Here is a 25288-nt window from a genome sequence, read left to right on the forward strand (position 1 = left end):
CATCCCGCCCGGGCCGGACCGGCCACAGGGGACAACGTCACACTCCGGCGGGCCGTCCTCCCCCACCGGCCGGGGCCGCCACCCGGGACTCACGCAGGTTCGCGGCCACTTCCGCCTCCCACGCCTCGTTGGCCCGGGAGGTATCGACCTCGAATTCGAACCGCTGCCGCGCTCTCGGGTCGATGGCGGCGACATCGGTGTAGAACTGCTCGTACCAGCGGCGCAGCTGGTAGATCGGGCCGTCCTCGTCGCACAGCAGCGGATTCTCGATCTTGGTCTTGTGTTTCCAGATCTCCACGTCCTGCAGGAAGCCCGCGGCGATGCCCTCGGTCATCTTGGCGGCCAGGCGGTCGGCCGCGTCATCGGACAGGCCGCGCGGCTTCTCGAGGGTGATGCCGTACTGCAGGACGAACGAGTCCTGGCTGACCGGATAGTGACAGTTGACCAGCACGCTGCTCACCTCGAACCCGCCGTAGTTGTTGAGCAGTGTGTTGATCATGTACGACGGCCCGAAGTAGGACGCCTGCGACGTCAGCAGGGTGTCGCCGCCGTACTTGGCGCCGGTCGCCACATCCGGGCGCCCCTTGGTTTCCAGGTACTGCGTGGCGATCTCGCCCTCGAAGACATTCTTGAAGAAGGTCGGGAAGGCGTAGTGGATGTAGAAGAAGTGCGCCATGTCGACGATGTTGTCGATGATCTCGCGGCAGTGGGAGCCCTCGATGCGGATCGAACGCCACGTCCACGGGGTCCACCCGGGATCCATGGTGTCGAGGCCGGCGCCGGCGGCGTCGATGTACGCGCCCGGGGCGTACGGGATCGTCACCCCGGGTGCGGGCGGATTGCCCTCGTGGTCGTGCCAGACGAACAGCTGACCGTTGCGTTCCAGGGTGAGCCACGAGCGCGTGCGGGCCAGCGGCGGCACCCGTCGCGCGTACGGGATGTCCTTGCACCTGCCGTCGCCGCCCCAGCTCCAGTCGTGGAACGGGCAGGCGATGTTGTCGCCCTTGATCTTTCCCGTCGCGAGGTCTCCGCCGAGATGGCGGCAGTACGCGTCGAGCACCTTCAGCTCGCCCCCGCCGTCGGCCCAGACGACGAGCTTGGTCCCGAACGCCTCGACCGCATGCGGTCGGCCGTCCCGGAAGGAATCGGCGAGGCCGAGGCAATGCCATCCGCGGGCATATCGGCTGGGCGCGGAGCCCACGTCGATATCGCGGACCTTGCCTGCGAAGCCCTGCGGGTTCGCCACCATCACACACTCCTCGCAATTAGAACATGTTTCAGAACAGCGCCAGCTTCGAACACGATCGAACTCTTCGACAATGGTCGAAAGTCCCAACTATTCGGTCATTTGCTCCACTAGCCTCAGCCGCATCGAGTGGCCGATATTGGCGAGAACGTGTTCTAAAACAGTGGCGGCTTGGATACCCCCGCCGCCCGGACAGTCAGGAGCATTCCGCGAGATGACCCAGGAAATCACCGACCGCGTCACCGCCGTACTCCCCGCCCTGCGCGAACGCGCCCGGGAGACCGAGACGCTGCGCCGGATCCCCGATCGATCCATCGAGGACCTGTGCGAGACCGGGTTTTTCACCCTCCTCCAGCCCCGCCAGTGGGGTGGTCGCGCCGCGGACCCGGTCGTCTTCTACGACACCGTCCGCACGATCGCGAGCGCCTGCGGTTCCACCGGCTGGGTGGCGGGCATCCTCGGCATCCACAACTGGCATCTGGCGCTGTTCGATCAGCGAGCGCAGCAGGATGTGTGGGGCGAGAACACCGATGCCCGCGTCGCCTCCTCCTACGCGCCCCTGGGCGCGGGCACCAAGGTCGAGGGCGGCTACCTGGTGACCGGGGCGTGGGCGTGGTCATCGGGCTGCGATCACGCCGACTGGGTGTTCGCCGGGGGTCCGGTACTCGACAACGGCAAGCCCGTCGACTTCGGCTCGTTCCTCATCCCCCGCCGCGACTACCGCGTCGAGGACGTCTGGCATGTGGTCGGACTGCGCGGCACCGGATCCAATACCGTGGTCGTCGAGCGGGTCTTCGTCCCCGAACACCGCTTCCTGAGCTTCCAGACCATGGGCGAGCTGAAATCGCCCGGCCTCGAGGTCAATCCCGATCCGGTGTACCGGATGCCGTGGGGCACCATCCATCCCACCACCATCTCCACCCCGATCGTCGGCATGGCCTACGGCGCCTACGCCGCGCACGTCGAGCATCAGGGCACGCGGGTGCGGGCGGCATTCGCGGGCGAACAAGCGAAGGACGATCCGTTCGGCAAGGTGCGCATCGCCGAGGCCGCCAGCGATATCGACGCCGCCTGGCGGCAACTGTCCGGCCATGTGGCCGAGCAGTACTCGCACCTCCTCGCGGGCCGCGATATCCCGTTCGCGCTGCGGGCCGCGGCCCGCCGTGACCAGGTGCGGGCCACCGGCCGGGCCATCGCGTCGATCGACCGGCTCTTCGATGCCGCGGGGGCGACCGCATTGACCGAAGACACCACGCTGCAACGGTTCTGGCGCGACGCGCACGCCGGACGGGTGCACGCCGCCAACGACGCCGAACGCGTCTACGTCATGTACGGCAACCATGCCTTCGGGCTGCCGCTGGGCGACACCATGGTCTAGCCCAGCGGCCGTCACGGTCAGACCCGGGCCGCCTCCCGCGCCAGCGCGCGATCGCGCTGTTCCTCGAAACGCGGAATCTGATTCTTCGCGAGGTTCTCGAGGAATCCGGCAAGGCGTTCCCGGGCCTGCTCGCCGCGCGGGCCGAAATCCTCGCGCCCGAAGATGTTCCACTGCCGCATGACGGGCTCCAGCACTTCCTCCAGGTGCTGGCGCAGATCGTAGATGCCGTGCTTGGCCATGAGCACGCCGTGACGGCGGAAATTCGGCATCCCGGCGCCGGGCATCCGGAAATTCTCCACGATCAGATCGATGGCCTCCATCGCCTGATCGGGTACCAGATCCAGGGCGGCGCCGCACAAGGTGCGGTAGAAGATCATGTGCAGGTTCTCGTCCAGGGCGACGCGCTGCAGCATTCGATCGGCGATCGGGTCCTCGCACACCGCGGCGGTATTGCGGTGGCTGATCCGGGTGGCCAGCTCCTGGAACGACACGTACGCGACCGAATACAGGAATCCCGCCTGCCCCTGCGCGGTGACCTGATCGACGGGCGGGGCGAAGCCGTTGGTCATGTGCGCCATCCGGTCGTTCTCCAGTGCGACGGGATCGACGCCCCGGGTCACGACGAGATAGTCACGCAACACGATGCTGTGCCGGGCTTCCTCCGCGGTCCATCGTCCGACCCAGGAACCCCAGGCGCCGTCGCGCGAGAAGTTCTCCGCGATTTCCCGGTGATACGACGGCAGATTGTCCTCGGTGAGCAGATTGGTGATCAGCGCCGCCTTGGCGACCTCCGAGAGCCGCGATTGCTCGGGCTCCCAGTCGGTTCCACCCAATTGGGCGAAGTTGCGGCCCTCGTCCCACGGGACGTAGTCGTGCGGATGCCAATCCTTGGCCATCGCCTCATGCCGGTTCAGCGCCGCCGCGGCAGCGGATTCGAGTTCGGTCAGGATCTCCAGCTGCGTCAGATCTCGCGCCAAGGAATTATCCGCCTTTCATTTCCGGAAACAGGAATGGGAGAGGAAAACGACTGTGAGGCTTCGGTCTACGCGCCTTCGTGCGCGGATTCCCCGCTGACGGCGGTGATCAGACCGAGATCGCCGTCGTAGCGGCGGTACAGCAGCCGCCCGCGGCCGGTGGCCGGATCGACGGAGAACAGGAACGGCAACCCGCTCTCGCACACCCGCCGCACCGCGTCGGCTTCGGTGAGCACCGGGGCCGGGCGCGGGTTCACCACGAACGCAGCGGCCGCCTCGCCGTCCGCACGCGGCGGATGGACGCTGCGTTGACGCGCGAGCCGCAGCCCGGAGGGACCGGCCCGGTAGACGACGGCGTCCTCGCCGGTATCGAGGTCGGTGAACAAGTGGGCGTCGTAGTCCATCCGGTCCATCACCATGGCCGCGTGCGACGACGAGAGTGTCCGCACCACAACGGACTTGCGGCGCGCGACGAAGCCCGGCCCAGGCGCGTCCAACGGCCGGCGATCAGGCTCGGGCCACGGACGCGGCTGCCATGCCGTACGCAGCGCCAGTATCCGGCGTTCCAGCCGCACCACCACCGGCAGGGCGTCGCCCGCCCCGTGGGTGAGCGTCTGAATCCGCACCGGGGTCGCGCCGACCGTCAGGTTCACCTGCGCCAGGAAGGGGCCGATATCGCAGTTGGGCCCGCTGATCCGCAGCCGCGCACCGTCTTCCACCCGCATCCGCCGCAGCTGCCGGCCCACCGCCCCGGCGTACCGCTCGCCTTCGAGCACCGGCACCCGGCCGCGCGCGACGACGACCACTTCCGGAAACGCCATCGAGGTCCACGCCTCGGACGCCCGCAGCATCGCACCACCTCCATGTTCTCCGCACGCCGGACGAGTCCACCCGTCACGCCGAGAGTGCCGCTCGGTGCTCGGCGCGGAGAAGGGCCGAAGGTCACCGATGTGCGGACTTTGCGCCTTGCCTGCTCCGGCGAACCGGGTTGCCGTTCGGCCCCACGGAGTTTCCATCGCGCGTCGCGCGCGAAGGGACCTTGGGCCCTGCTCACGGACCGCGTCGACGCAACAGACTGGTCGTCATGCGTAAACGAATCGAGTTGGCTTTCAACCTGTCCTATCTGGCGGTCATCTGGGGACTGGTGCTCGCCATGCGACGCAACCGCGATCGAGTTCCCCAGGAACAGCGGGCGACCGCGGCCCGGCTCGAGGAGGCATTCACCCTGCTGGCCACCGGCGACACCGCGCATCTGGCCCTGCGGGCCGTGTCGATGGCCCGCGGCGAGGACCGTGGCTACCTGACCTGGCGGGGACGCCGGGCGAGTCTGATCGGCCTCGGCGAGATGGCCACCTCGATCACGATCACCCTGTTCTACGTGCTGTCCCTGGACGCCTGGCGACTGCGGTTCCGGCGATCCTGGGACGGCTTCACCCGGTCACTGCTCGGGCTGTCGTTCGTACGGTTGATCCTGTTGGCGACACCATTCAACAACTGGGACAAGGACCAGACCCCCGAAGGCTACGGCGTGGACCGCAATGTCCCGCTCCTGGCCGTGGGCGCGAGCGAGATCTACCTCATGCGCCGGGAGGCCGACCGGACCGGCGACCGCACCTTCCGCTTCCTCTCCGACGCCATGGCGGCATCCTTCGCCTGCTACCTTCCGGTCATCCTGTGGGCTCGCCGCATACCGCAACTGGGCCTGCTCATGATCCCCAAGACCATCGCCTACCTGGCCATGGCCGTTCGCGTCTACCGCGACTTTTTCAGCGGCGCGCGGGCATCGACCGATGCGGACTCCGCGGATCAGAATCCGAGGCCGGTGTGGATTCGATCGAGCAGGTCTCCGGTCCGGAACGGCTTGGGCAGATAGCCTGATGCGCCGGCGCTGAAGGCGAGGCCGACGAGATCGGGATCGGTTTCGGTGGACACGATCAGGATCGGCACCGACGAGGTTTCCCGTAGTCGCACACAGAGTTCGGGTCCGGAAAGGTCCGGCAGGATCAGATCCATCAGCACCATATCCGGCTTCCAGCTGCTCAGGGCCGTGAGCGCCTGGGTGCCCGTCGAGGTGTGCACGGCGTCGTAACCGGCCGCGGTCAGCACCAACTGCGTCATCTCGGCGGTGGCCGGATGCTGTTCGACGATCAGTACCCGCGCTGCCGGAGGAACGGCATCCACTGCGTCGAGCGGTGGTCGCCCGGCTCGAACGGTAGAGAGTTGATGAAGGTTCATGGACGTGCCCCTTGCTGACCGGAATCCCCGACCGGTGTGCCCGCCCTACCCGGACGGAACTCGACGCTAAGCCGAATAGCAACCGGTCAGCAATAGCAATGCGCTCCCCAATGCCCGATTCATCACGATCGTCACGCCGCCGTGATCTCAGAGCCCGAAGCCGCTCGACACCGTGACCGTATCGAGACAAAGCAGACATGCTGAGTTCATCCCGGCAACGATCCCCCCTGTGACCGTGGCGGCCGCTCGAAGCGCGCCCGCAAACCAATCGTTATCGGGCCATATTCCGCCGTCCCCAATAGCCGCGACCGGGGGTCCTCGTGAATCGAGTCGGTTACTCCGGCGGCGCGGTCCGGATGCGGCCGTCGTCGGTGCGGTAGCCCAGGGCGTAGCTCGGGCAGCGGTCGATCACCTCGACGATGTCGTCGACCGAGGCGGCGGCCGGGTCGATCCAGGGCCGGCGGTCGCGGTCGAAGACGGAGGGCAGACCGTGGATACATTCCTGGGCGTGGCGGCAACGACCCGGTTCCCAGGTGATGGTGACGCCGGGGGCGGAGTACTCGCGAATCGCGTCCGATTTCTCGTGGGACATGAGATCTCCCTCTGTCGACGGGGCCTAGGCGAAGGTGGTGTGCATTTCCCAGATGAGCAGTTCGCTGGCTTCCAGAGCGGTGACGCGGTGCCCGCCGGTGGCGGTCAGGCGCACGGCATCGCCCTGATTCAGCATGCCGGAACCCTCGAAGTCGACACTCCCCCTGGCCACGAAGACATGGCCGTAGGGCGCGTCGGGGATCCGCACGGAGTGACCGGGGTCGAGTCTGGCCACATGGAAGGCCGCGTAACGGTTGCCGAGGGTGATCGCCGTCCGATCACGGTCCCGTGGCAGGCCGGACGCGGCCGTGAACAGGGTGTTCCCGGTCAGTTCTGCCGCGATGTCGAGTTCCTGATAGCCGGGTGTCGCGCCGGGACTGTCCGGCGGCACCCACATCTGCACCACGTGCAGGCGCTCGCGTTCCAGCAGGCCCGCGCCATTGCGTTCGGAATGCAGGATGCCGGTGCCCGCACTCATCCGCTGCGCCATTCCGGGATGGATGAGACCCGAGTGTCCCACCGAATCCTGGTGCACGACAGTGCCTTCCAGCACCCAGGTGATGATCTCCATGTCCCGGTGCTGATGGGTGTCGAAGCCCTCGCCGGGGTCGACGATGTCCTCGTTGTGGATCATGAGCAGACCGTGCGCGTTGGCCGCGAGATCGAAATTGCCGGTCGCGGGGAACGACTGCCGGGAATCGAGCCACTCGTTGCGCCAGTGCCACCGCTCCGCGCCGGGCACCACCCGGACCTCCGGTTCACGCACCGCCATCGCTCGCCTCCACTGCCGATCTCTCCCTCCTTCAACCGTGCGGGACGCCCGGCATTCCCGGCCGAGCCGCCCACCGTCACCGCCGTCACAGCTCAGACCTGCGCCATGCCGCCGTCGACGAACAGTTCGGCGCCCGTCACGAAACTCGACGCGTCACTCGACAGGAACACCGCGGCCTTGCCGATCTCGCGCGGATCGGCGATGCGGCCGGTCGGGTTGCCCTCCCCCATCTGCCGCACCGCCGCGTCGACCTCCTCCGCGGTACGCACCATTCCCAGTGCGCCGCGCAGGGATTCGGTGTCGACGGCGCCGGGGCTGAGGATGTTCATCCGGACGCCCGAGCCCTGCACGTCCTGGATCCAGGACCGCACGAAGCAGCGGATCGCGGCCTTGGCGCCGCCGTAGAGGCTCATGCCCCGCGGTGGCTGGATGGTGGCGGTCGAGGCGATGATCACGACGGCGCCGCCGTGGGGAAGCAATCGGAGGGCGGGCTGAACGGTGAACAGGACGCCCTTGGCGTTCACACCGAACGTCCGGTCGAACTGTTCCTCGGTGATCTGCCCGAGCGGCGCGTGCGCGCCGATGCCGGCATTCGCCACGACGATATCGACTCGCCCGTAGCGTGATTCGATCTCGCGATACGCGGCCTCCATATCGGCCAGCCGGGTCACATCGGCGACGAGACCGACACAGCGGCCGCCGATCGTGGTCACCGCGTCGTCGAGCGCCCGCCGGTCGAGGTCGGTGATGACCACCGTCGCGCCCTCGTCGACGAATTCCTGGGCGATCCCCAGGCCGACGCCGGAGGCGCCGCCGGTGATGAGCGCGATTTTGCCGTCCAGTGCGAAAGCCATGTTGTCTCCTCGAAGTGGATGGGTGGATACCCTAAAGTGGAGGCGTCGCCACTTATGACAATAAGCGGAGACGCCCCCACTTAGCAAGAGGCCGATCGAAGGACGACGACCATGCCCCGAGCCGAGGGCCGCCCCCTGCGGGCCGATGCCCAGCGCAACCGCGACAAAATCCTGTCCGCGGCCGTGCGAGTCTTCGCCGAGGACGGCCTCAACGCCCACCTGGACCGGATCGCGAAGGAGGCCGGGGTCGGGTCGGGCACCCTCTACCGCAATTTCCCTACCCGCGAAGAGCTGATCGAGGCCGCCTACCGCAATGAGCTGGCCAAACTGTGCGACGCGGCCCCGCAGCTACTGGAAGCGATGCCGCCGCTTCCGGCACTGCGCGCGTGGATGGGCCGCTTCATCGATTACGCGACCGCCAAATTCGGTATGGCCGATGTGCTGCGCGCACTCGTCGACGCCGGCGTCGACCCCTACGCCCGCAGCAAGGAGATGATGCTCGACGCACTGGCGTCGCTGCTCGACGCCGCCGCGCGATCGGGCACCGTCCGCTCCGACATCACCGCCACCGACATGTTCGCCGCACTCACCGGCATCGCCCTCGCGTCCGGGAAACCCGAGCAACGCGAGCAGGCCGACCGACTGCTCGACCTGACCCTGGACGGCCTTCGCACCGCACGCGACTGACCGGGACCCAGGACGCCCTGCCCGCTTGCACCACGTGGATTCGGGCGCTGAATGATTCGCGGCGGCGCTGAGGCTACTCCGCCCCTTCGGGCCGGTCGATCCGGGAATCCGGTACCGGCGCAGGGCTTTCCCGGCCGGGTCAGGGCTGGTCGGCGCGCAAGGACGCCAAGATGTCGGCGGACCGTTCGACGAACAACAGGTGACCGGCATCCGGAACGAGGTGCACGCGGGCGCGCGGGAGGGCCGCGGCGAGGCTGCGGGCGTCGGCGGCGGGGACATTGCCGTCGGCCTCGCCGTGCCAGATCTGGACGGGAGCGGTCACCTCGCTCAGGTCGAAACCCCAGTCGCGGGTGAAGACCAGGCGGATATCGGCGGCGAAACCGCGGCTGCCCTGCTCGAAGCTGCGGCGCAGATTGACGTCGAGTTTGGCGGCGAGCTCGGGATCGGCGTCCACGCGGTCGCGGTCGACGGGGGCCATCTGCGACACCAGGCCCGCGACACCGTTGCGGCGGCGGATCACCACCGACATCTCCAGTGCCATCGGATGCACCAGGAAGGGGATGCGCCGCAAGATGTTCAGACCCTTGCGGCGGCGCAGCGCCACCGGATCGAGCTCCTCGGCCGCGGGCTGTTCGCTCGGCGGGGCGGGCGCGGAAACCAGAGCGACGGCGGTGACGCGTTCGGGCAGCCGGGCCGCGATGGCGAGCGCGAAGGGGCCGCCGCCGCTCACCCCGATCACCCCGAATCGGTGCAGGCCCAGCCGGTCCGCGAGCGCGGCCACCGTGGCCGCCCAGTCCGCGACCTGCTCTCCCGCCGGTAGCGAGGACTCCGCCATGCCCGGCCGGTCCACCGCGATGACGCGCACCCCGGCCGCGGCTCCGGCCGCGTCGAAGGCCTCACCCTCGACATGGGTTCCGGGGACGCCGTGGCAGTACAGCACCGGCAGCCCATCCCCCGCACCGTACTCGGCGTAACTCACCCGGCAGTGCGGCAAAGCGATCGTTCGCGATACGGCGGCACTCACGCGGGCCAGCCTAGGCGAAACCGGCCCCCAACAGGTCAAACAACGTTGTTCCACACGGGGGCAGGGCAATTCGGGCCGGACGGACCGACCCGCGCGGGCGCGTCACCGCGGCTCGAGCAGGACGACCGGGATCAATCGCCCGGCCGCACGTTCCTGATAGAAGGCGAAGTCCGGCACCGCCGCCACGAACCGCGGCCACCAGCGCTCCCGTTCGTCCGGGGCCGCCACGCGCGCCCGAACCGGCCGCACCACGCCGCCGAGCTGCACGACGGTGTCCGAGTGCGCGCGCAGATTGTGGAACCAGGCCGGATGCTCCGGCTCCCCCGCCTTCGATGCCGCCACCGCCAGCACGCCCTCCGACTCGACGTACATCAGCGGGGAGGTGCGCCGCACGCCGCTGCGCGCGCCGACGTGGTCGAGCAGCAGAATGCGACCGCCCGACCGGCCCGGCAGCCGGCCGCCGAGCCTGCCCCGCGACCATCGGTACACGCGCACATGCACTTTCGTGGATCGGCGACCCGCGTAGATGCCGCGCCGGTTCGCGAATTGCGAACCCGCCGAGACCATTCGACCCAGCAGCGTCATGCGGCCAGTAAACACGACACCGCGCGGTCCGGGGGCCGGGCACAGCCCGATCTGCGGCTCCGGCCGGATTCAAGACGTGTCACCTATGTGCCGGTGTCCCACTGACGCCGCCTCGAGCGACTTTTCCGCAACCGGCGCACATGCGCCTGACCAGTATCGTTGCCGGATCCGCGAAACGCCGGGACTATCGATGATGAGGGCTCGGTGCCGTCGAGATGTGTTGGGGCAGGGTGGCCCGCAGGTGACGAGTGGCGAAACTCGAGGAACGGCGCAGTGTGTCGCGCTTGCGCGGACCGCCGGGATCCACAGACAGTGGAGGGGTCGCCGCCTGATGAGCGAACGCAGAGCTAATACTGTGTGGTGTCGAAACGCACCGGCTCGCTGCGCGTCCGACACCGAGCCCGGCAGGGGAATTCGGCACGGAAGGATCGAAGGCGATGACCGATATGACCATCGACGCGGCGGTGGGCCGCACCCAGTTCGCGCGGCCCGCGGCGCCACCGGCGGCCGCTTCGGCCCGCAGCGCGACGGCCCGGCCGTCCTCGGTGTGGCAGCAGGCCAAGACAGCGCTGGTCACCAGGACCCTGGGCAACCGGCAGCTGGTCACCGCCCCACGCCTGGTGGTTCCGTTCGGCGACAACGGGCTCGCCTTCCGCGTCTCCTCGTTCGCCGCGGAGGCCGAGCAGCTCGCCCTCGACCCGCGCGTGGTGGTTCAGCCCGGCGACTGGCGCGGCAACCCGGCCGTCGGCAGCCGCCAGCTCATGGGCCACGCCAACCTGGTCCCCGAAGGTGACCTGCTCCCTCAGGTGGAGGCGGCGATCGACGCCAAGTACGGCTGGCGCACCGCGCTGGCCAAGGCCGCCCATCGCCTCGCCAACGGCTCCGCGCCCTACGGCAATATCGTCGTCCTGGTCACCGTCTTCGAACCCGGTCCGCTCGCGCTGCCCCCGGTCGGCTGACCGCACGGGCCCAGGCCGCATCCACCGTCTCGTCACGCTCGACCCGCGCGGCGACGGGCCCAGGATCGCTTCGCGGCGTGGTCAGCCTTGCGGCGCGGCGGGTTTCACGACCGACCAGTGGGTGACGGGAAGCTGGGGCCGCCAGGCGGTGAAGCCGCCGAGGGGTTCGGCACGGTAGATCTGGAAGCGGCGCAGGTCGCCGCCGTATTCGCCGGCCAGACGCAGGAGCAGGCTGTCGGATTCGGCGGTGACGGCGCTGGCGACCAGGCGGCCGCCCGGGCGCAGGCGCGACCAGCAGTCGTCGAACATCCCGTCCTGGGTCAGGCCGCCGCCGATGAAGATCGCGTCCGGGGCCGGCAGGCCGGCGAACGCCTCCGGGGCCGGGCCGTGGACGTCGATGCCGGGGACGCCGAGCGTGGCGGCGTTGGCGGCGATCTGCTTGCGGCGGCTCTCGATTCGTTCGAAGGTGACCGCCCGGCACGACGAGTGCGTGCGGCACCATTCGATCGCGATGGTGCCGGAACCGCCGCCCACATCCCACAGCAGTTCGCCGGGCGCGGGGGCCAGCGCGGACAGGGTGAGAGCCCGCACCTCCGACTTGGTGAGCTGACCGTCGCCGTCGTAGGCCTCGTCGGGGAGGCCGGGCACCCGGGTCAGACGCGGTGCCGACGGATCCGCGACGCAGTCGATCGCGACGATGTTCAACCCATCACCGGCGAGATGATCCCAGCCGGCGGCCGTGCCGGTCCTCGAGCGTTCGGCGGGGCCGCCCAGCTGTTCGAGGACCGTGAGGGCCGAATCGCCGAATCCATTGCGCGCCAGCAGCTCCGCCACCTCGGCCGGAGTGTGCTCATCGGCGCTCAGGACGAGGATCCTGCGGCCGCCCGACAATTCCGGGAGCACGGTCTCCACCCGACGGCCGACCGCGCTGACGACCGGTGTCGAGTCCAGCGCCCAGCCCAGGCGGGCGCACGCCAGCGACACCGACGACGGCTGCGGCAGCACTCGCAGCGCTTGGGCCCCCACCAGTTTCGTCAGGGTCACGCCGATGCCGAAGAACATGGGGTCGCCGCTGGCGAGCACACCCACCTTGCGGTCGGCGTACTCGCGCAGCAGTCCCGGCAGCGCGGGCACCAGCGGCGAGGGCCACGCCACCCGCTCCGCGCCCGTCTCGCCCTCGGGAATCAGCGCCAGTTGCCGGGTGGAGCCGAGCAATACCTCGCAGGCGGCGATCTCGCGGCGCGCCGGACCGCCCAGGCCGTCCCAGCCGTCGGCCCCGATCCCGATCACGGCGATCGGGACCGACGGTGCGGGGATAGAGGTCATCGGCGGGCCCGCCGCCACAACGCGTACGGGGTGAAGCGCATGGCGATGAACAGCAGCCGAATGCGGCGCGGCACATCGACATTGCGGGCGCGCCGGTACAGGCTCGCCACCACCGCGTCGGCCACCTGGTCCGGGGTGCTGGACATGACGGCGGGCTTCATGCCCGCGGTCATCCGGCCGATCACGAAGCCGGAACGCACCATCAGCAGGTGCACGCCGCTGCCCTCGAGGGCCATCTGCAGGCCCGTGGCGAAACCGTCCAGACCCGCCTTGGCCGAGCCGTACACATAGTTGGCGCGCCGCACCCGCACACCGGCGATGGAGCTGAACACCACGATCTGCCCGTCGCCCTGCTCGCGCAACAGGTTCGCCAGACTGGTCAGCACGCTGACCTGCGCCACGAAATCGGTCTGCACGATGGCGACCGCGTGTTCGGGATCCTGTTCGGCCAGTGCCTGATCCCCGAGGATTCCGAAGGCCACCACCGCGACCCCGATGCGCCCGTGCTCGGCGATGATCTTCTCCAGCAGCGGCTGATGCGAGGCCATGTCATCGGCGTCGAACTCGACGCAGTGCACCGCCGCCGCCTCCGCGATCAGCAACTCCTTGGTCTGCGCCTGCAACCGGTCGGCGCCGCGCGCCGCGAGAATGACCTCCCGGCCCGGCGACAGCCGGCGCGCCACTTCCAGCCCGATCTCACTGCGCCCGCCCAGCACCAGTACGACGCCCTTGTCGACGTCCCGCGATCCGAAACCCATGGCCCACAGTGTGCCACCCGGGCCCCACCGTCCGGTGCGCCCGACGGCGGATTGCTAGCGTCGAATCATGACCAGCACCGCCGCACGCCCCGAACTGTCCCCCGCCGCCGCCGACTTCGTCACCGAGCGCCACCTGGCCACCCTGTCCACGCTGCGCGCCGACGGCACCCCGCACGTCGTCGCCGTCGGCTTCACCTGGGATCCCGAGGCCGGGATCGCCCGCGTCATCACCAACGACGGCTCGGTGAAGGTCAACAATGTGCGCCGCTCCGGGTACGCGGCGGTGAGCCAGGTCGACGGGCCGCGCTGGATCACCCTGGAGGGACCGGCCACCGTGCTCGACGACCCGGCCGCGGTGGCCGACGCGGTGGACCGCTACGCCGGGCGCTACCGCCAGCCCCGCGAGAACCCGACCCGCGTGGTGATCGCCATCCAGGTCGAGCGGGTCATGGCCAGCAGCGTTTTCCAGCCGGGAGCCCCCGCGCTCGGTCACTGACCGGCGGCGGGGGCTCGGCGGTCATAGCTGGGTCAGCCCGTGGGGACGCTTGTTCATCGACTCGCAGCCGTCGGCGGTGACGATGACGATGTCCTCGATGCGGGCGCCCCACTCGCCGGGGAAGTAGATGCCCGGCTCGATGCTGAACGCCATGCCCTCCTGCAGGACCAGGTCGTTGCCCGCCACGATGTAGGGCTCCTCGTGCACCGACAGGCCGATGCCGTGGCCGGTGCGGTGCACGAAGTAGTCCGCCAGGTCGGCCGCGGCCAGCACGTCGCGGGCGGCGGCGTCGATGGATTCGGCGGTGACGCCCGGACGGACGGCCGCCACCGCGGCGGCCTGGGCGCGTTCCAGTTCCGCGAACCGCTCCGCGACCTCCTCGCTCGGCTCGCCGAGCACGTAGGTGCGGGTGGAGTCGGAGAAGTAGCCGGGCTCGACCGGGCCGCCGATATCGATGACCACCACGTCACCGGGCTCGATCACGCGGTCGGACACCATATGGTGCGGGTCCGCGCCGTGCGGGCCGCTGCCGACGATGACGAAATCGGCCTCGGTGTGGCCCTCCTCGACGATGGCGGCCGCGATATCCGCGCCCACCGCGGCCTCGGTGCGGCCGGGGCGCAGGAACTCGCCCATGCGGGCGTGCACCCGGTCGATGGCCGCGCCCGCGCGCCGCAGGGCCTCGGTCTCGCTGGGGTCCTTGCGCATTCGCAGCTCACGCAGCAGCGGGGTGGCCGAAACCGGTAGCGAGCCAAACTGATCGGCGATGGGCAGCAGGTGCAGGGCGGGCATCACATCGGTGACCGCCACGCGCGCACCGGCATTGAGCACGTTCTTGACGATGCGGTAGGGATCGACCCCGTCGACCCAGTCCACGATCTGCAACCCGAGCTCCCCGGCCGCCGACCCCTTCAGCGAGGCCAGCTCCAGCTTCGGGATCACCACCGAGGGCGTCTCCCCGCTGGCCGGGATCACCAGGCAGGTCAGCCGCTCGAACGACTGCGCCCGCGACCCCATGAGAAACCGCAGGTCAGGCCCGGGAGTGATGAGCAGCGCGTCCAGATGCGCATCCCTGGCCAACCGCGCGGCGCGCTCCAACCGCGCCCCATAGACCTCCGCCGCGAACCGTGACTCGTCATGAGAGCTCATGCCACCCGACGCTACTCCCCCACCCCGCCACCCTCCAGCCACCACCGAACTTCGCACCCCCACCAGCGGGTGACCACACCGCCGAATCACCCGACCACCCTGCCCCCGAGCACCTTTGGAGCCACGAACGACCCTTCCCCGCGCCGCGTCGCACGTGACCGCCGGCGCGGGCCGCCGCCCCGCAACCGATCCGCATCCTGAGCAGGTCATTCCGCGTCCCCGCCAAGCCCCTGCCGCGGCGACCACACCGGCGGACCCCCCGTCCGCAGGGCGGTGGAGGCCGCCGCGTCGCGATCGCGTGGCCGAACCGCACCACGGCCAACGGCCGATCGTCGGTGTCCGCGCGTCGAATTCGATGGGCCAGGACGTGAATCCAAGGGGGCGGACTCCCGGCGCCGCCATCCATCGCGGTGTCGGTGGCGAACGGTAGGGTCGTGCGCTATGAGCAACCCTGCCGCCGGTCCGCTGTTGCTGCTCGATGGGGCCAGTCTGTGGTTCCGGGCGTTCTACGCGATCCCGGAGAAGATCACCGCGCCCGACGGGCGGCCGGTGAACGCGCTGCGCGGGTTCACCGACATGATCGCGGCGCTGGTCAAACAGCATGCGCCGAGCCGGTTGGTGGTGTGCCTGGACCTGGATTGGCGGCCCGCGTTCCGGGTGGATCTGCTGCCGTCGTACAAGGCGCACCGGGTGGCCGAGGACGCGGGCGAGCCGGTCGCGGGTGTGGTCATCGCGGAGGAGGTTCCCGACACGCTGACCCCGCAGGTCGACATGATCATGGAGGTGCTCGACGCGGCGGGGATCGCCACCGCGGGCGCGGAGGGCCTCGAGGCGGATGACGTCATCGGGACGCTGGCCACGCGGGAAGGCTCCGACGAGGTGATCGTCGTGAGCGGGGATCGCGATCTGCTGCAACTGGTCCGGGATACCCCGGCGCCGCCGGTGCGCGTGTTCTACGTCGGCCGGGGCCTGGCCAAGGCCGAGCTGTGGGGTCCGGCCGAGGTGTCGGCCAAATACGGTGTGCCCGAACAGATCGCGGGCCCCGCCTACGCCGATATGGCGACGTTGCGCGGCGACGCCTCCGACGGCCTGCCGGGCGTGGCCGGGATCGGTGACAAGTCCGCCGCCCAGCTGATCACCAAGTTCGGCTCGGTGGAAGCCCTGCGCGCCGCGGCCGCCGACCCGGACTCCGATCTCGCCAAGGGTGTGCGCGCGAAACTCGTTGCCGCCGACGACTATCTGAAGGCCGCGGCCCCGGTGGTCCGGGTCGTCCGCGACGCCACCGTCGAATACTCCGGCCCCGACCCGCTGCCCCGCACTCCGGCCGACCCGGAGCGACTGGCCGCGCTGGCCACCGCCTACAACGCCGAGAGCCCCGTCAAACGCCTGCTCACCGCCATGGCCAAGCGCTCCGCGTCCTGACCGGCACAGCCCGTCGGCGGCACGGCGGCCGCCGGCGTCCCGCGGTCGTGCGCGTGGTGGCGCGTCCGACGAGGGTCGAGGGCGAGCCGCCCGCTATCAGCGCCGGATCGGGCCGACGGGCCAGGTTTCGGGTTTGCCGCCGAGGTCGGTGATGGCGGCTTCGGTGAAGTAGCCGTCCTGCACCTTGCGCAGCGTGATGTGGGTGGCGCCGCTGGCCGTGTGCCCGGCCGCGCAGCTGGGCTCGCACACCCGGCGGTATTCGGTGCCGTCGCCTTCGGCGGTGTCGGGACCCCAACTGCTCCAGGTGATGTCGCGGACGCTGAGCCCGCCGTCACCGCAGGCCAGCAGCATGCTCGCGGGTTGGGTCACGGCGTGGCCGGCGACGCAGTCGTTCACCACCGGAGCCGCCGTCGGCGACGCGGCGAAGGACGCGTCGACCGATGCCGGCGCGGGCCCGGCCGATGAGGCCTGCCCCGCGCAGGAGGTGGTGACCAGTGCCGTGCCGGCGACCGCCAGTGCGGTCCCGGCCAGTCCGATGGTCCGAACGATCAGCTTCATAACGCCCCCCGGATCAGTGACAACCGAAAGAATTTCGGCCCACCTTACTCGCCACGAGCCTCCAGACAACCCCTGGCAAATGGCTGGGCCCGGGCGCGACATCCAATCGCGCCCGGGCCCAGTGCCTTTGCCCCGGAAAATCAGTTCGGGCGGCCGACCTCGTAGGTGCCGTCATCCTTGGTGATCTTGATGGTGACCTTCTTGTTCTCGCCACCCACCTTGAGTGTGCAGTCGAAGGTCTTGTCGACCTCGACCTTCTGCCCCGACGGGCACTTCACGTCGGACACGTCGTCGATGCCGTAGGTGTCCTTGAGGACCTTCTGCACCCCGGACTGCACGGCGCTGTTGTCGAGCTGGTCGTTGCTCAGCAGCCAGGCCAGACCACCGCCGACCGCGGCCAGCACCACGACGATCGCGGCCACCACGCCGATGATCACACCGGTCTTCTTCTTGCCCGCGGGCGCCTGCTGCCCCGGCTGCGGCCACTGCTGACCGGCCTGCTGGTTCCAGTCCGGCTGCCCGGGCTGGCCCGGCTGACCCTGCTGCGGCCACTGCGGCTGCGACTGCCCCCACTGCTGCTGATCACCCTGCGGCTGCTGCCACTGCGGCTGGCTCTGCCCCCACTGCTGGGCCGGCTGCTGCGGCTGCGACTGCCCCCAGGGCTGGGCGGGCTGCTGCGGCTGGGATTGGCCCCACGGCTGCTGGCCGGGCTGCTGCTGCGACGGATCGCCCCACTGCGCGGTCGGCTGGGCGGGCTGCTGGCCGCCCCACTGCTGAGTCGGTCCGGCGCCGGGCGCGGGCTGCTGTCCGCTCCACTGCAGGGTCGGATCGTTGTTGCCCCCCGCCGGGGCGTCATTCGGTCCGTACGGGCCGCTCATCTGCTTGCCTCCAATAGCAATCCGTTGTCCTCACGCTAGCCCCCCGAGCGGGAACACGCGCATGTTCCCGCTGCGGTCGGTACATCCAAGAATCAAAGCACAGTCGTATCTACTACGCCGCGTCCACGGCCACGACACCCCGGCGGATGGCGCGCACCGCCTTGCTGGCCGTGGCCGCCACCTCGACGTCGTCGGCAGTGCTGTGAATCTGGTCGAGCAGGTCGATGACCTGGCGGCACCAGCGCACGAAATCGCCCGCGGAGAGCGGGTTTCCGCGATCGCCGCTGGCGAGCAGGGCGTCGGCGAGGTCGTCGCCGCGCGCCCAGGTGTAGACGCCGGTGACGAAACCGAGGTCGGGTTCGCGGGTGGGCTGCAACCGGTGCCGCGACTCGTCGGAGCGCAGCTGCGACCACACCCCGATGGTGGCGTCCACGGCCCGCCGGATCGGCGCGGTGGGCCCGGACGCCCCCAGGTAGCCGCCCTCCTGCCGGGACTCGAACACCAGGATCGACACCACCGCGGCCAGCTCGGCCGGGCCGAGCCCGCGCCACAGTCCCTGCCGAAGGCTTTCCGCGACAACCAGATCCGCCTCGGCGTAGATCCGGGCCAGCCGCCGCCCGTCCTGGGTGACCTCGCCGTTCTCGACGTAGCCACGTTCCTCGAGCAGCCCGAGGATGCGGTCGAAGGTGCGCGCGAGGGAATTGGTGGTGGCCGCCACCTGCTGGCGCAGGTGCTCGGTCTCGCGTTCGAGGCGGTTGTAGCGTTCCCCGATGCGCGCCAACTGCTCTCGATCCGGGCGCGAGTGTGCCGGATGGTTGCGCAGCGCCCGCCGCAGCGTCTGCAGGTCGCGGTCGTCGGCGGCCTTGGACTTGCCGCCGCTGCGCGGGCGGCGCGGCATGGTGATGCCGGTGCTGCGCAGCGCCGAGGCCAGATCGCGGCGCACCCGCGCAGTGCGGTGGTCCACATGCTTGGGCAGCCGCAGCCGGCCCAGTGATTCGGCCGGGGTTGGGAAGTCGGCGGCCGAGACGCGGCCGGCCCACTTGTCCTCGGTGAGCACCAGCGGACGCGGATCCCCCGGTGTCGCATCGGGTTCCAGGATCACCGCCAGCCCCTGGCGGCGGCCCGACGGAATCGCCACCACGTCACCGCGGCGCAGCGCGGTCAGCGACGACACCGCGGCCTGCCGCCGGTCGGTGCGGCCCTGCCGTTCCAGGTTGCGTTCCCGATCCCGGACGCGTTCACGCAGTTGGATGTATTCGAAGAAGCTCTCGTCACCGAGCTGCGAGCGCAGTTTGCGCAGCTGTGCCTCGTTGCGTTCGATGCCCCGCACCAGGCCGACGACCGACCGGTCCGCCTGGAACTGGGCGAAGGAACGCTCCAGCAGCGCACGCGATTCCACCGCGCCCATGCGATCGACCAGATTGATCGACATGTTGTAGCCCGGCCGGAACGACGACCGCAGCGGGTAGGTGCGCGTCGAGGCCAGACCCGCGACCGCGCTGGTGTCGACCTCGGGCTGCCACAGCACCACCGCGTGGCCCTCGACGTCGATGCCGCGCCGCCCGGCGCGTCCGGTCAGCTGCGTGTACTCCCCCGGCGTCAGTTCGGCGTGGCTCTCGCCGTTGAACTTGACCAGCCGTTCCAGCACCACCGTGCGCGCGGGCATATTGATGCCCAGTGCCAGTGTCTCCGTGGCGAACACCGCGCGCACCAGCCCGCGCACGAACAGGTCCTCGACGGTGTGCCGGAAGGCGGGCAGCATGCCCGCGTGGTGCGCGGCGAAACCGCGGTGCAGCGCCTCGCGCCACTCCCAGTAGCCGAGCACCTCGAGGTCGCTCTTGGGCAGGTCCCCGGTGTGCTTCTCGATGATCTCGTCGATGACCGCGCGATCGTCCTCGCGGGACAGGTCCAGCCGCGAGCGCACGCACTGTGCCAGCGCCCCATCGCATCCCGCGCGGCTGAAGATGAAGGTGATGGCGGGCAGCAGCCCCTCGTCGTCGAGCCGGGCGATCACCTCCGGACGCGGCATCGGCCGGAACGAGCGCCGCGGCCCGCCGCGGCCGCGCCCGGGCACGCCCCAATTGTCCATCCGGTCAACGGCTTCGCGGTGCTTGATGTAGCGCTGCAGATCCTGATCCACGACCACCTTGGCGTCGCTGGACTTGGGATCGAACAGGTCGAACATGCGCTTGCCGACCATGACGTGCTGCCACAGCGGCACCGGCCGGGTCTCGTCGACGATGACCGCGGTGTCACCGCGCACGGTCTCCATCCACGCGCCGAACTCCTCGGCGTTGGAGACCGTGGCGGACAGGCTGACCAGGCGCACCTCGGGCGGCAGGTGCAGGATGACCTCTTCCCACACCGCGCCGCGGAACCGGTCGGCCAGGTAGTGCACCTCGTCCATGACGACGTACGAAAGCCCGCGCAGCGCATCCGATCCCGCGTAGAGCATGTTGCGCAGCACCTCGGTGGTCATCACCACCACCGAGGCGTCCGGATTGATGGACTGGTCACCGGTCAGCAACCCGACCTCGTCGCGTCCGTAGCGGGCGGTGAGGTCGGCGAACTTCTGGTTCGACAGCGCCTTGATGGGCGTCGTGTAGAAGCATTTGCCGCCCGAGGCCAGGGCCAGGTGTACCGCGAACTCGCCGACCACGGTCTTGCCGGCGCCGGTGGGCGCGCAGACGAGCACACTGTGCCCGCCCTCGAGCGCCGCACACGACTGCCGCTGGAACGGATCGAGCTCGAATTTCAGTTCGGCGGAGAATGCCGCCAGTTCGCCAGTGAGCGACCTTGATGTCACCCGTCAGAGGGTATCGGAGTAATCCGACACGACTCCCGTGGTTTTCTCCACCGGTGTGGCGCTCACCGGCTCGGCGCTGGGCACCGGGGTCGGGGCGTCCACGCCGCCGGGCGCGGTATCCAGCGGGGAGGCCTGGTCGTCGGCCAGCGCGTCCCAGGCCGCCGCGTTGCGGGCCTTGCGCTTGTCGTTGATCCGCGCGACCTGCACCGCGATCTCGAACAGCAGGGTCAGCGCGAACGCCAGCGCCAGCATGGAGATCGGATCCTGCGGGGTCACGATGGCCGCGAACACGAACAATCCGAAGATCAGCCCGCGCCGCCACTTGGTGAGCCGCTCGTAGGTGAGCACCCCGAGGAAGTTCAAACCCACGATGAGCAAAGGTGTTTCGAAGCTGACGCCGAAGATCACCAGCAGCTTGATGATGAAGCTGAAATACTGCGCACCCGAGAGCGCCGTGATCTGGACGTTGTTGCCGATGGTCATCAGGAAGCTGAGCGCGTGCGCGACCACCCAGTAGGCCAGCACCGCGCCCGCGATGAACAGCGACGCGCCCGCCGCCACGAACGCGATCGCGTACTTGCGTTCCTTCGCGTACAGGCCCGGGGTGATGAACGCCCACAGCTGGTACAGCCAGAACGGGCTGGCCACCACCACGCCGGCGGTGGTGCCGACCTTCAAACGCAGCGTGAACTGCTCGAACGGCGCGGTCGCCAGCAGCCGGCAGGCGCCGTCGGCGCTCAGATTGGCCCGCGAGGAGGCCGGCAGCGCACAGTAGGGGCCGCGCAGGATCTCACCGAGGCTCTCGATCCCGAACAGGGTGTGCGAGTACCAGAAGAACCCGAACAGGGTGCCGACCGCGACCCACGCCAGTGCGATGAGCAGGCGTTTGCGAAGCTCCGAGAGGTGCTCCACCAGGGACATGGTGCCGTCGGGGTTCGTCCGGCGCTTGCTGCGCCGGGGATCGAACGGGATGCGAATACGCATGTGAGTGTGACTGCCTCCGCCTTACGGCCACAGAAGACGTGGGCGCGAGCGCGCCCCCGGACCCGGACAACACCTCATCCGGGATGAGCCCGCGCTCATCCCGGACGGCGGCCGCTTCAGGCCTTCTGCTGGTCGTTCGGCTGCGCCGCGGGCTGCTGCACCGGCTGGGCGGGCGGCAGCTGCGCCGGCGGCTGCACCGGCTGGGCCTGGGCCTCGGGAGCGGCCTCGCCCGTCTTGCCCTCGTTCTGCATCTGGCTGACCTCGGTCTTGAAGATGCGCATCGAGCGGCCCAGGCTGCGGGCCGCGTCGGGCATGCGCTTCGAGCCGAAGAACAGCAAGAAGATCAGCACAACGATCAGCAAGTGCCACGGGCTGATGGCGCCTGTCATTCCATTACCTCCAAAGACTTGGTGAGTCCGATGCTACCGGACCCGCATACCGCGAACCTCGTTGTCAACCCTTGTTCGCCGCGTCGTCACGCACGGCGTTCTCGAGTTGTGCCAGCAATTCCGCTCCCGACCAGGTGCGCCGGTCGCCGTTCTCCACGGCTGTCACGAGTTCTACCAGCTTCTGGTTCACCGGCGTGGGTATTCCTACCATGGCACCGAGGCTGACGATTTCTCCGCACAGCCAAGGGATTTCGGTGGCGCGCCCGGCGGCCAGATCGTCGGCCATGGACGAGCGGGCCACCGGATCGATGGCCAGCACACGTCCGGCAACCCGGCGGAAGACGCCGTCGGGGGCGGTCAGCAGGCGCGCCATCAACTCCGGCGGCAGCGGCGTGAGCCGGGCCGGGCGGATCCGGGCGGCGGCCATGACGGCCAGCGCCTCGCGCTGGGCCAGGGCCAGGCAGCGCCGGTAGTCGCGGGCCCCCAGCTCCTCGCGCAGCGGGCGGCCCGACAGCGCGTTGATCGGGTTGTTCAGGTTCAGCAGCAGCTTGGCCCATTGGATGGACAGCAGGTCGGCGTGGCGTTTGAAGCCCAGACCCGAGCGGGCGAAGACGCCGGTGAACGGCTCGAGCACCGGGTCGTCGGCGATATCGACGGTGCCCGCGGTGCCCCGGTGGAAGCGACCCTCGCCGCGGTGAACCACATTGAACATCACCATGCCGGGCAGCACCACACAGGTGGGCAGGATCTCCCGGATGACCGCGTCGTTGCCGATGCCGTTCTGCAGGCTGAGCACCACGGTGCCGGGCGCGAGCACCCCGGCCAGTTCGGCGGCCGCGGTGGCCGTGCCCGCGGACTTGACGGTGATCAGGACCAGATCGGCGTCGCCGGTGGGCACGGTGGCCGTGCGGAACGCGGTCGGTTCGACGGTGACGTTCCTGCCGTCGAGGTCGGTGAGCCGCAGTCCGTGCGCGTTCAGCTCGTCGAGCACGCGCGGGCGGCCCACGAAGGTCACCTCCGCGCCCGCCGCGGCCAGCCGCCCGCCCACATAACACCCGATGCTGCCCGCGCCGAGCACCGTCACCCGGAAACTCAAGCGGGACCGACCTCCTCGAGCCCGGCGAGCCTCCCGAGCCCGGCGTCGTCGAGTCCGGCGTAGGCGGCCAGCGCCGACCCGGACCGCTCGCGCACCGCGGTCACCAGTTCGGGTGGGCCGAGCACGGTGACGCCCGCGCCGAAGCCGAGCAGCAGTCGCGCCATCCAGTCCAGGGTGGCGAAGCGCATGGTGGCCTCGAGGCTGCCGTCGGGGTGGGTGGTGACCTTGTGCATGGGGTACTGCTCGAGCACCCACGCGTAGTCGGGGCGAATCAGCAAGCGCGCCAGCGGGACCGCGGGATCGTCGACGAACAGGTCCAGGGCGGCGGACTCGTCGAGGGCGGCCTCGGCGGGCGGGCGCGCGGGCTCGTCGAGTTCGGTGGCCTCCTCGATGCGGTCGAGCCGGAACAGGCGCACGCCCTCGGCTTGCCGGCACCACGCCTGCAGGTAGCTGTTGTTGTCCACCAGCACGATTCGGATCGGGTCCACGACGCGCTCGGACACCACATCGCGACTGGCCGAGTAGTAGACCAGGCGCAGCGCGTGCGCGTGCTCCACGGCGGACCGGACGGTCGTCACGGCCGGCGCCTCCACCGGTGCGGGTAGTTCCGGACCCTCGAATTCCCGTCCGGAGATGGCGGATTCGATCTTCGCGGTGGCCGAGTGCGCGGCGCTGGGATCCACCATGCCCGGCAGATCCGCGATCGAGCGCAGCGCCACCAGCAGCGCGGTCGCCTCCAGCGAGGTCAGCCGCAGCGGGCGGTCGATGCCGGCGCTGAAGGTGACCTCGATGCTCTCCTCGGAGAACGACAGGTCGATCAGGTCACCGGGCCCGTAGCCGGGCAGCCCGCACATCCACAGCTGGTTCAGATCGGTCATCAGCTGCTTGGTGGTGACGCCGAGTTCGGCCGCCGCCTCCGCCGCGCCGATGCCCGGGTTGGCTTGGAAGTACGGAATCATATTGAGCAGCCGGGCCAGTCGGGTCGACAGGCGGCTGCTCGCCGCCGCGCTGCCCCGCCGATCCTTGGCGCCTTCCGACGCCCGGGCGCCGTCACCCTTGCGGGCAGTGTCGATCACGCTGTCTCCCCGGCGTTTCCGCGACGCGTCCGCACTCACGCCGTCACCTCCGTCCGCTCGAGCACCGACTTCAGGCGCGCGATCACGTTGTCGCGCAGGTCCTCCGGCGCGAGCACCAGCGCGTCCGCGCCGAGTCCGGTGATGAGCCGGGCCAGCCAGTCGCGTGAACGGATCGGCACCTCCACGATCGAGCCGGGCCGCCCGCCCAGCACCCGGTCCTCCATGACCGGTCCGAGGCGGCGGATCTCCTGGCCGCGGCCCTGGGCCACCCACACGGTGGCCGATCCGGTGATCGGCGACTGCGCGGTGACCTCGGCGACCGCGGTGCGCAGATCCAGGTCCTCGGGCTTGTGCACCGCATTGGCCGGGCCGTATTCGGTGACGTCCTCGTCGATGCGGGAGATGCGGAATACCCGCTGCGCGTCGCGTACGTTGTCGTGCCCGACCAGGTACCAGCGGCCGTGGTGGGTCACCACACCCCAGGGCTGGACATCGCGTTCGACCGGATCCCCGTGTGACTGCCGGTGTTTGAACCGCACCGACCGTCCGGCGTCGATCGCGGCGAGCAGCTTGCCCAGCACCGGCTCCGAGCCGCGGGTCCGCGCCGGCACCGCGGGCACCGCCGACACCCCGGCGTCGGGCTCCACGTGAATACCGGCCGCGCGCAGCTTGAGCAGACCGCCCTCGGCGGCCGCCGCCAGCTCCGGCGACTCCCACAACTGCACGGCCACCGCGACCGCGGCGGCTTCCTCGCTGGTCAGATCGATGTCCGGCAGCTCATAGGCATCCCGGTTGATGCGATAGCCCTCGACGCTCGACAACCGGCTCACCGGTCCGATCTCCAGGGGTATGCCCAGATCGCGCAGCTCGTTCTTGTCGCGCTCGAACATCCGGCTGAAGGCCTCGTCGCTCGCGGACTCCTCGTACCCGGCGACCGACTCCCGGATCCGCTCCGCGGTCAGGAACTGCCGGGTGGACAGCAGCGCGATAACCAGATTCATCAACCGCTCGACCTTGGATATCGCCACCCCGTAGAGAGTAATGG

The 25288-nt window shown here is 69.8% G+C and carries 26 protein-coding genes; 6 read left to right on the plus strand and 20 right to left on the minus strand.

What is annotated here, in order from left to right; translation table 11 throughout:
• Positions 1 to 37: 37 nt before the first annotated feature.
• Positions 38 to 1249, minus strand: coding sequence for a Rieske 2Fe-2S domain-containing protein (locus tag ACWELJ_RS07450; RefSeq protein ID WP_452365332.1), 1212 nt, complete (start codon positions 1247 to 1249; stop codon positions 38 to 40).
• A 211-nt stretch (positions 1250 to 1460) separates the two neighbouring features.
• Between ACWELJ_RS07450 and hsaA the strand changes: the two genes are divergently transcribed.
• On the plus strand, positions 1461 to 2624 hold the full coding sequence (gene hsaA / locus ACWELJ_RS07455) for a 3-hydroxy-9,10-secoandrosta-1,3,5(10)-triene-9,17-dione monooxygenase oxygenase subunit (RefSeq protein WP_452365333.1): 1164 nt from the start codon (positions 1461 to 1463) through the stop codon (positions 2622 to 2624).
• A 17-nt stretch (positions 2625 to 2641) separates the two neighbouring features.
• Here hsaA and ACWELJ_RS07460 read toward each other — a convergent pair whose 3' ends face one another.
• Together ACWELJ_RS07460 and ACWELJ_RS07465 are read right to left on the minus strand one after the other, a co-directional pair.
• Positions 2642 to 3601 carry an acyl-ACP desaturase gene (locus ACWELJ_RS07460; RefSeq protein ID WP_452365334.1) on the minus strand — a complete coding sequence of 320 codons (960 nt, stop codon included), beginning with the start codon at positions 3599 to 3601 and terminating at the stop codon, positions 2642 to 2644.
• A 65-nt stretch (positions 3602 to 3666) separates the two neighbouring features.
• The gene (locus ACWELJ_RS07465; RefSeq protein WP_452365335.1) at positions 3667 to 4449 is read right to left on the minus strand and encodes a sigma 54 modulation/S30EA ribosomal C-terminal domain-containing protein; all 783 of its coding nucleotides are present in this window, start codon (positions 4447 to 4449) and stop codon (positions 3667 to 3669) included.
• Positions 4450 to 4682: 233 nt separating this feature from the next.
• Here ACWELJ_RS07465 and ACWELJ_RS07470 point away from each other — a divergent pair, with 233 nt between their 5' ends.
• A complete protein-coding gene (locus ACWELJ_RS07470; protein ID WP_452365336.1) occupies positions 4683 to 5471 on the plus strand; it encodes a hypothetical protein in 789 nt (262 codons plus the stop codon).
• Here ACWELJ_RS07470 and ACWELJ_RS07475 read toward each other — a convergent pair.
• The 4 genes from ACWELJ_RS07475 to ACWELJ_RS07490 form a co-directional block, all read right to left on the minus strand.
• Positions 5405 to 5779, minus strand: coding sequence for a response regulator (locus tag ACWELJ_RS07475; protein WP_452365337.1), 375 nt, complete (start codon positions 5777 to 5779; stop codon positions 5405 to 5407). The two genes, ACWELJ_RS07470 and ACWELJ_RS07475, sit on opposite strands and share 67 nt — an antisense overlap.
• 388 nt (positions 5780 to 6167) lie before the next feature.
• A complete protein-coding gene (locus ACWELJ_RS07480) occupies positions 6168 to 6425 on the minus strand; it encodes a (4Fe-4S)-binding protein (RefSeq protein ID WP_452365338.1) in 258 nt (85 codons plus the stop codon).
• Positions 6426 to 6449: 24 nt separating this feature from the next.
• A complete protein-coding gene (locus ACWELJ_RS07485; protein ID WP_452365339.1) occupies positions 6450 to 7196 on the minus strand; it encodes a pirin family protein in 747 nt (248 codons plus the stop codon).
• 92 nt (positions 7197 to 7288) lie between these two features.
• Positions 7289 to 8050: an SDR family NAD(P)-dependent oxidoreductase gene (locus ACWELJ_RS07490; RefSeq protein ID WP_452365340.1), complete on the minus strand. Its 762-nt coding sequence runs from the start codon at positions 8048 to 8050 to the stop codon at positions 7289 to 7291.
• A 111-nt stretch (positions 8051 to 8161) separates the two neighbouring features.
• On the opposite strand from ACWELJ_RS07490, the gene ACWELJ_RS07495 reads away from it, so the two are divergent.
• On the plus strand, positions 8162 to 8737 hold the full coding sequence (locus ACWELJ_RS07495; RefSeq protein ID WP_452365341.1) for a TetR/AcrR family transcriptional regulator: 576 nt from the start codon (positions 8162 to 8164) through the stop codon (positions 8735 to 8737).
• A gap of 139 nt (positions 8738 to 8876) precedes the next feature.
• Here the strand turns inward: ACWELJ_RS07495 and ACWELJ_RS07500 are convergent, their stop codons facing one another.
• Both ACWELJ_RS07500 and ACWELJ_RS07505 read right to left on the minus strand, forming a co-directional pair.
• A complete protein-coding gene (locus ACWELJ_RS07500) occupies positions 8877 to 9761 on the minus strand; it encodes an alpha/beta fold hydrolase (protein WP_452365342.1) in 885 nt (294 codons plus the stop codon).
• Positions 9762 to 9863: 102 nt separating this feature from the next.
• Positions 9864 to 10346, minus strand: a complete 483-nt coding sequence (locus tag ACWELJ_RS07505; RefSeq protein WP_452365343.1) for a nitroreductase/quinone reductase family protein — start codon at positions 10344 to 10346, stop codon at positions 9864 to 9866.
• A gap of 437 nt (positions 10347 to 10783) precedes the next feature.
• Here ACWELJ_RS07505 and ACWELJ_RS07510 point away from each other — a divergent pair, with 437 nt between their 5' ends.
• Positions 10784 to 11305 carry a hypothetical protein gene (locus ACWELJ_RS07510; RefSeq protein WP_452365344.1) on the plus strand — a complete coding sequence of 174 codons (522 nt, stop codon included), beginning with the start codon at positions 10784 to 10786 and terminating at the stop codon, positions 11303 to 11305.
• Positions 11306 to 11386: 81 nt separating this feature from the next.
• On the opposite strand, the gene cbiE is transcribed toward ACWELJ_RS07510, so the two are convergent.
• Both cbiE and ACWELJ_RS07520 read right to left on the minus strand, forming a co-directional pair.
• Positions 11387 to 12631: a precorrin-6y C5,15-methyltransferase (decarboxylating) subunit CbiE gene (cbiE, locus tag ACWELJ_RS07515; protein ID WP_452365345.1), complete on the minus strand. Its 1245-nt coding sequence runs from the start codon at positions 12629 to 12631 to the stop codon at positions 11387 to 11389.
• The gene (locus ACWELJ_RS07520; RefSeq protein ID WP_452365346.1) at positions 12628 to 13389 is read right to left on the minus strand and encodes an SDR family NAD(P)-dependent oxidoreductase; all 762 of its coding nucleotides are present in this window, start codon (positions 13387 to 13389) and stop codon (positions 12628 to 12630) included. The genes cbiE and ACWELJ_RS07520 overlap by 4 nt, the downstream gene beginning before the upstream one ends.
• A 67-nt stretch (positions 13390 to 13456) precedes the next feature.
• On the opposite strand from ACWELJ_RS07520, the gene ACWELJ_RS07525 reads away from it, so the two are divergent.
• Positions 13457 to 13885, plus strand: a complete 429-nt coding sequence (locus tag ACWELJ_RS07525; RefSeq protein WP_452365347.1) for a PPOX class F420-dependent oxidoreductase — start codon at positions 13457 to 13459, stop codon at positions 13883 to 13885.
• Positions 13886 to 13906: 21 nt separating this feature from the next.
• Here ACWELJ_RS07525 and ACWELJ_RS07530 read toward each other — a convergent pair whose 3' ends face one another.
• Entirely contained in the window at positions 13907 to 15034 is a 1128-nt protein-coding gene (locus ACWELJ_RS07530) for a M24 family metallopeptidase (protein ID WP_452365348.1), read from the minus strand.
• A gap of 441 nt (positions 15035 to 15475) precedes the next feature.
• Here ACWELJ_RS07530 and ACWELJ_RS07535 point away from each other — a divergent pair, with 441 nt between their 5' ends.
• Positions 15476 to 16456: a 5'-3' exonuclease gene (locus tag ACWELJ_RS07535; RefSeq protein ID WP_452365349.1), complete on the plus strand. Its 981-nt coding sequence runs from the start codon at positions 15476 to 15478 to the stop codon at positions 16454 to 16456.
• A gap of 96 nt (positions 16457 to 16552) precedes the next feature.
• On the opposite strand, the gene ACWELJ_RS07540 is transcribed toward ACWELJ_RS07535, so the two are convergent.
• The 8 genes from ACWELJ_RS07540 to ACWELJ_RS07575 form a co-directional block, all read right to left on the minus strand.
• Positions 16553 to 17014 carry a hypothetical protein gene (locus tag ACWELJ_RS07540; RefSeq protein ID WP_452365350.1) on the minus strand — a complete coding sequence of 154 codons (462 nt, stop codon included), beginning with the start codon at positions 17012 to 17014 and terminating at the stop codon, positions 16553 to 16555.
• A 140-nt stretch (positions 17015 to 17154) separates the two neighbouring features.
• Positions 17155 to 17892, minus strand: coding sequence for a DUF4333 domain-containing protein (locus ACWELJ_RS07545; protein ID WP_452365351.1), 738 nt, complete (start codon positions 17890 to 17892; stop codon positions 17155 to 17157).
• Between the two features lie 112 nt (positions 17893 to 18004).
• A complete protein-coding gene (locus ACWELJ_RS07550; protein ID WP_452365352.1) occupies positions 18005 to 20698 on the minus strand; it encodes a DEAD/DEAH box helicase in 2694 nt (897 codons plus the stop codon).
• Between the two features lie 3 nt (positions 20699 to 20701).
• On the minus strand, positions 20702 to 21676 hold the full coding sequence (gene tatC / locus ACWELJ_RS07555; protein WP_452365370.1) for a twin-arginine translocase subunit TatC: 975 nt from the start codon (positions 21674 to 21676) through the stop codon (positions 20702 to 20704).
• 122 nt (positions 21677 to 21798) lie between these two features.
• The gene (gene tatA, locus ACWELJ_RS07560; protein WP_357085454.1) at positions 21799 to 22071 is read right to left on the minus strand and encodes a Sec-independent protein translocase subunit TatA; all 273 of its coding nucleotides are present in this window, start codon (positions 22069 to 22071) and stop codon (positions 21799 to 21801) included.
• Between the two features lie 64 nt (positions 22072 to 22135).
• A complete protein-coding gene (locus tag ACWELJ_RS07565) occupies positions 22136 to 23167 on the minus strand; it encodes a 2-dehydropantoate 2-reductase (RefSeq protein ID WP_452365353.1) in 1032 nt (343 codons plus the stop codon).
• The gene (locus ACWELJ_RS07570) at positions 23164 to 24126 is read right to left on the minus strand and encodes a helix-turn-helix transcriptional regulator (RefSeq protein WP_452365371.1); all 963 of its coding nucleotides are present in this window, start codon (positions 24124 to 24126) and stop codon (positions 23164 to 23166) included. Before ACWELJ_RS07570 ends, ACWELJ_RS07565 begins: the two co-directional genes overlap by 4 nt.
• 152 nt (positions 24127 to 24278) lie before the next feature.
• On the minus strand, positions 24279 to 25271 hold the full coding sequence (locus tag ACWELJ_RS07575) for a helix-turn-helix transcriptional regulator (RefSeq protein ID WP_452365354.1): 993 nt from the start codon (positions 25269 to 25271) through the stop codon (positions 24279 to 24281).
• Between the last annotated feature and the right edge of the window lie 17 nt (positions 25272 to 25288).

The organism is Nocardia sp. NPDC004582 (genome assembly GCF_053602115.1).

Excerpts from the sequence above, each read along its gene's own strand:
- ACWELJ_RS07450 (WP_452365332.1), bottom strand. The coding sequence starts at position 1,249 with ATGGTGGCGAACCCGCAGGGCTTCGCAGGCAAGGTCCGCGATATCGAC.
- hsaA (WP_452365333.1), top strand. The coding sequence starts at position 1,461 with ATGACCCAGGAAATCACCGACCGCGTCACCGCCGTACTCCCCGCCCTG.
- ACWELJ_RS07465 (WP_452365335.1), bottom strand. The coding sequence starts at position 4,449 with ATGCTGCGGGCGTCCGAGGCGTGGACCTCGATGGCGTTTCCGGAAGTG.
- ACWELJ_RS07470 (WP_452365336.1), top strand. The coding sequence starts at position 4,683 with ATGCGTAAACGAATCGAGTTGGCTTTCAACCTGTCCTATCTGGCGGTC.
- ACWELJ_RS07480 (WP_452365338.1), bottom strand. The coding sequence starts at position 6,425 with ATGTCCCACGAGAAATCGGACGCGATTCGCGAGTACTCCGCCCCCGGC.
- ACWELJ_RS07485 (WP_452365339.1), bottom strand. The coding sequence starts at position 7,196 with ATGGCGGTGCGTGAACCGGAGGTCCGGGTGGTGCCCGGCGCGGAGCGG.
- ACWELJ_RS07490 (WP_452365340.1), bottom strand. The coding sequence starts at position 8,050 with ATGGCTTTCGCACTGGACGGCAAAATCGCGCTCATCACCGGCGGCGCC.
- ACWELJ_RS07495 (WP_452365341.1), top strand. The coding sequence starts at position 8,162 with ATGCCCCGAGCCGAGGGCCGCCCCCTGCGGGCCGATGCCCAGCGCAAC.
- ACWELJ_RS07505 (WP_452365343.1), bottom strand. The coding sequence starts at position 10,346 with ATGACGCTGCTGGGTCGAATGGTCTCGGCGGGTTCGCAATTCGCGAAC.
- ACWELJ_RS07510 (WP_452365344.1), top strand. The coding sequence starts at position 10,784 with ATGACCGATATGACCATCGACGCGGCGGTGGGCCGCACCCAGTTCGCG.
- cbiE (WP_452365345.1), bottom strand. The coding sequence starts at position 12,631 with ATGACCTCTATCCCCGCACCGTCGGTCCCGATCGCCGTGATCGGGATC.
- ACWELJ_RS07520 (WP_452365346.1), bottom strand. The coding sequence starts at position 13,389 with ATGGGTTTCGGATCGCGGGACGTCGACAAGGGCGTCGTACTGGTGCTG.
- ACWELJ_RS07525 (WP_452365347.1), top strand. The coding sequence starts at position 13,457 with ATGACCAGCACCGCCGCACGCCCCGAACTGTCCCCCGCCGCCGCCGAC.
- ACWELJ_RS07530 (WP_452365348.1), bottom strand. The coding sequence starts at position 15,034 with ATGAGCTCTCATGACGAGTCACGGTTCGCGGCGGAGGTCTATGGGGCG.
- ACWELJ_RS07535 (WP_452365349.1), top strand. The coding sequence starts at position 15,476 with ATGAGCAACCCTGCCGCCGGTCCGCTGTTGCTGCTCGATGGGGCCAGT.
- ACWELJ_RS07540 (WP_452365350.1), bottom strand. The coding sequence starts at position 17,014 with ATGAAGCTGATCGTTCGGACCATCGGACTGGCCGGGACCGCACTGGCG.
- ACWELJ_RS07545 (WP_452365351.1), bottom strand. The coding sequence starts at position 17,892 with ATGAGCGGCCCGTACGGACCGAATGACGCCCCGGCGGGGGGCAACAAC.
- tatA (WP_357085454.1), bottom strand. The coding sequence starts at position 22,071 with ATGACAGGCGCCATCAGCCCGTGGCACTTGCTGATCGTTGTGCTGATC.
- ACWELJ_RS07570 (WP_452365371.1), bottom strand. The coding sequence starts at position 24,126 with ATGATTCCGTACTTCCAAGCCAACCCGGGCATCGGCGCGGCGGAGGCG.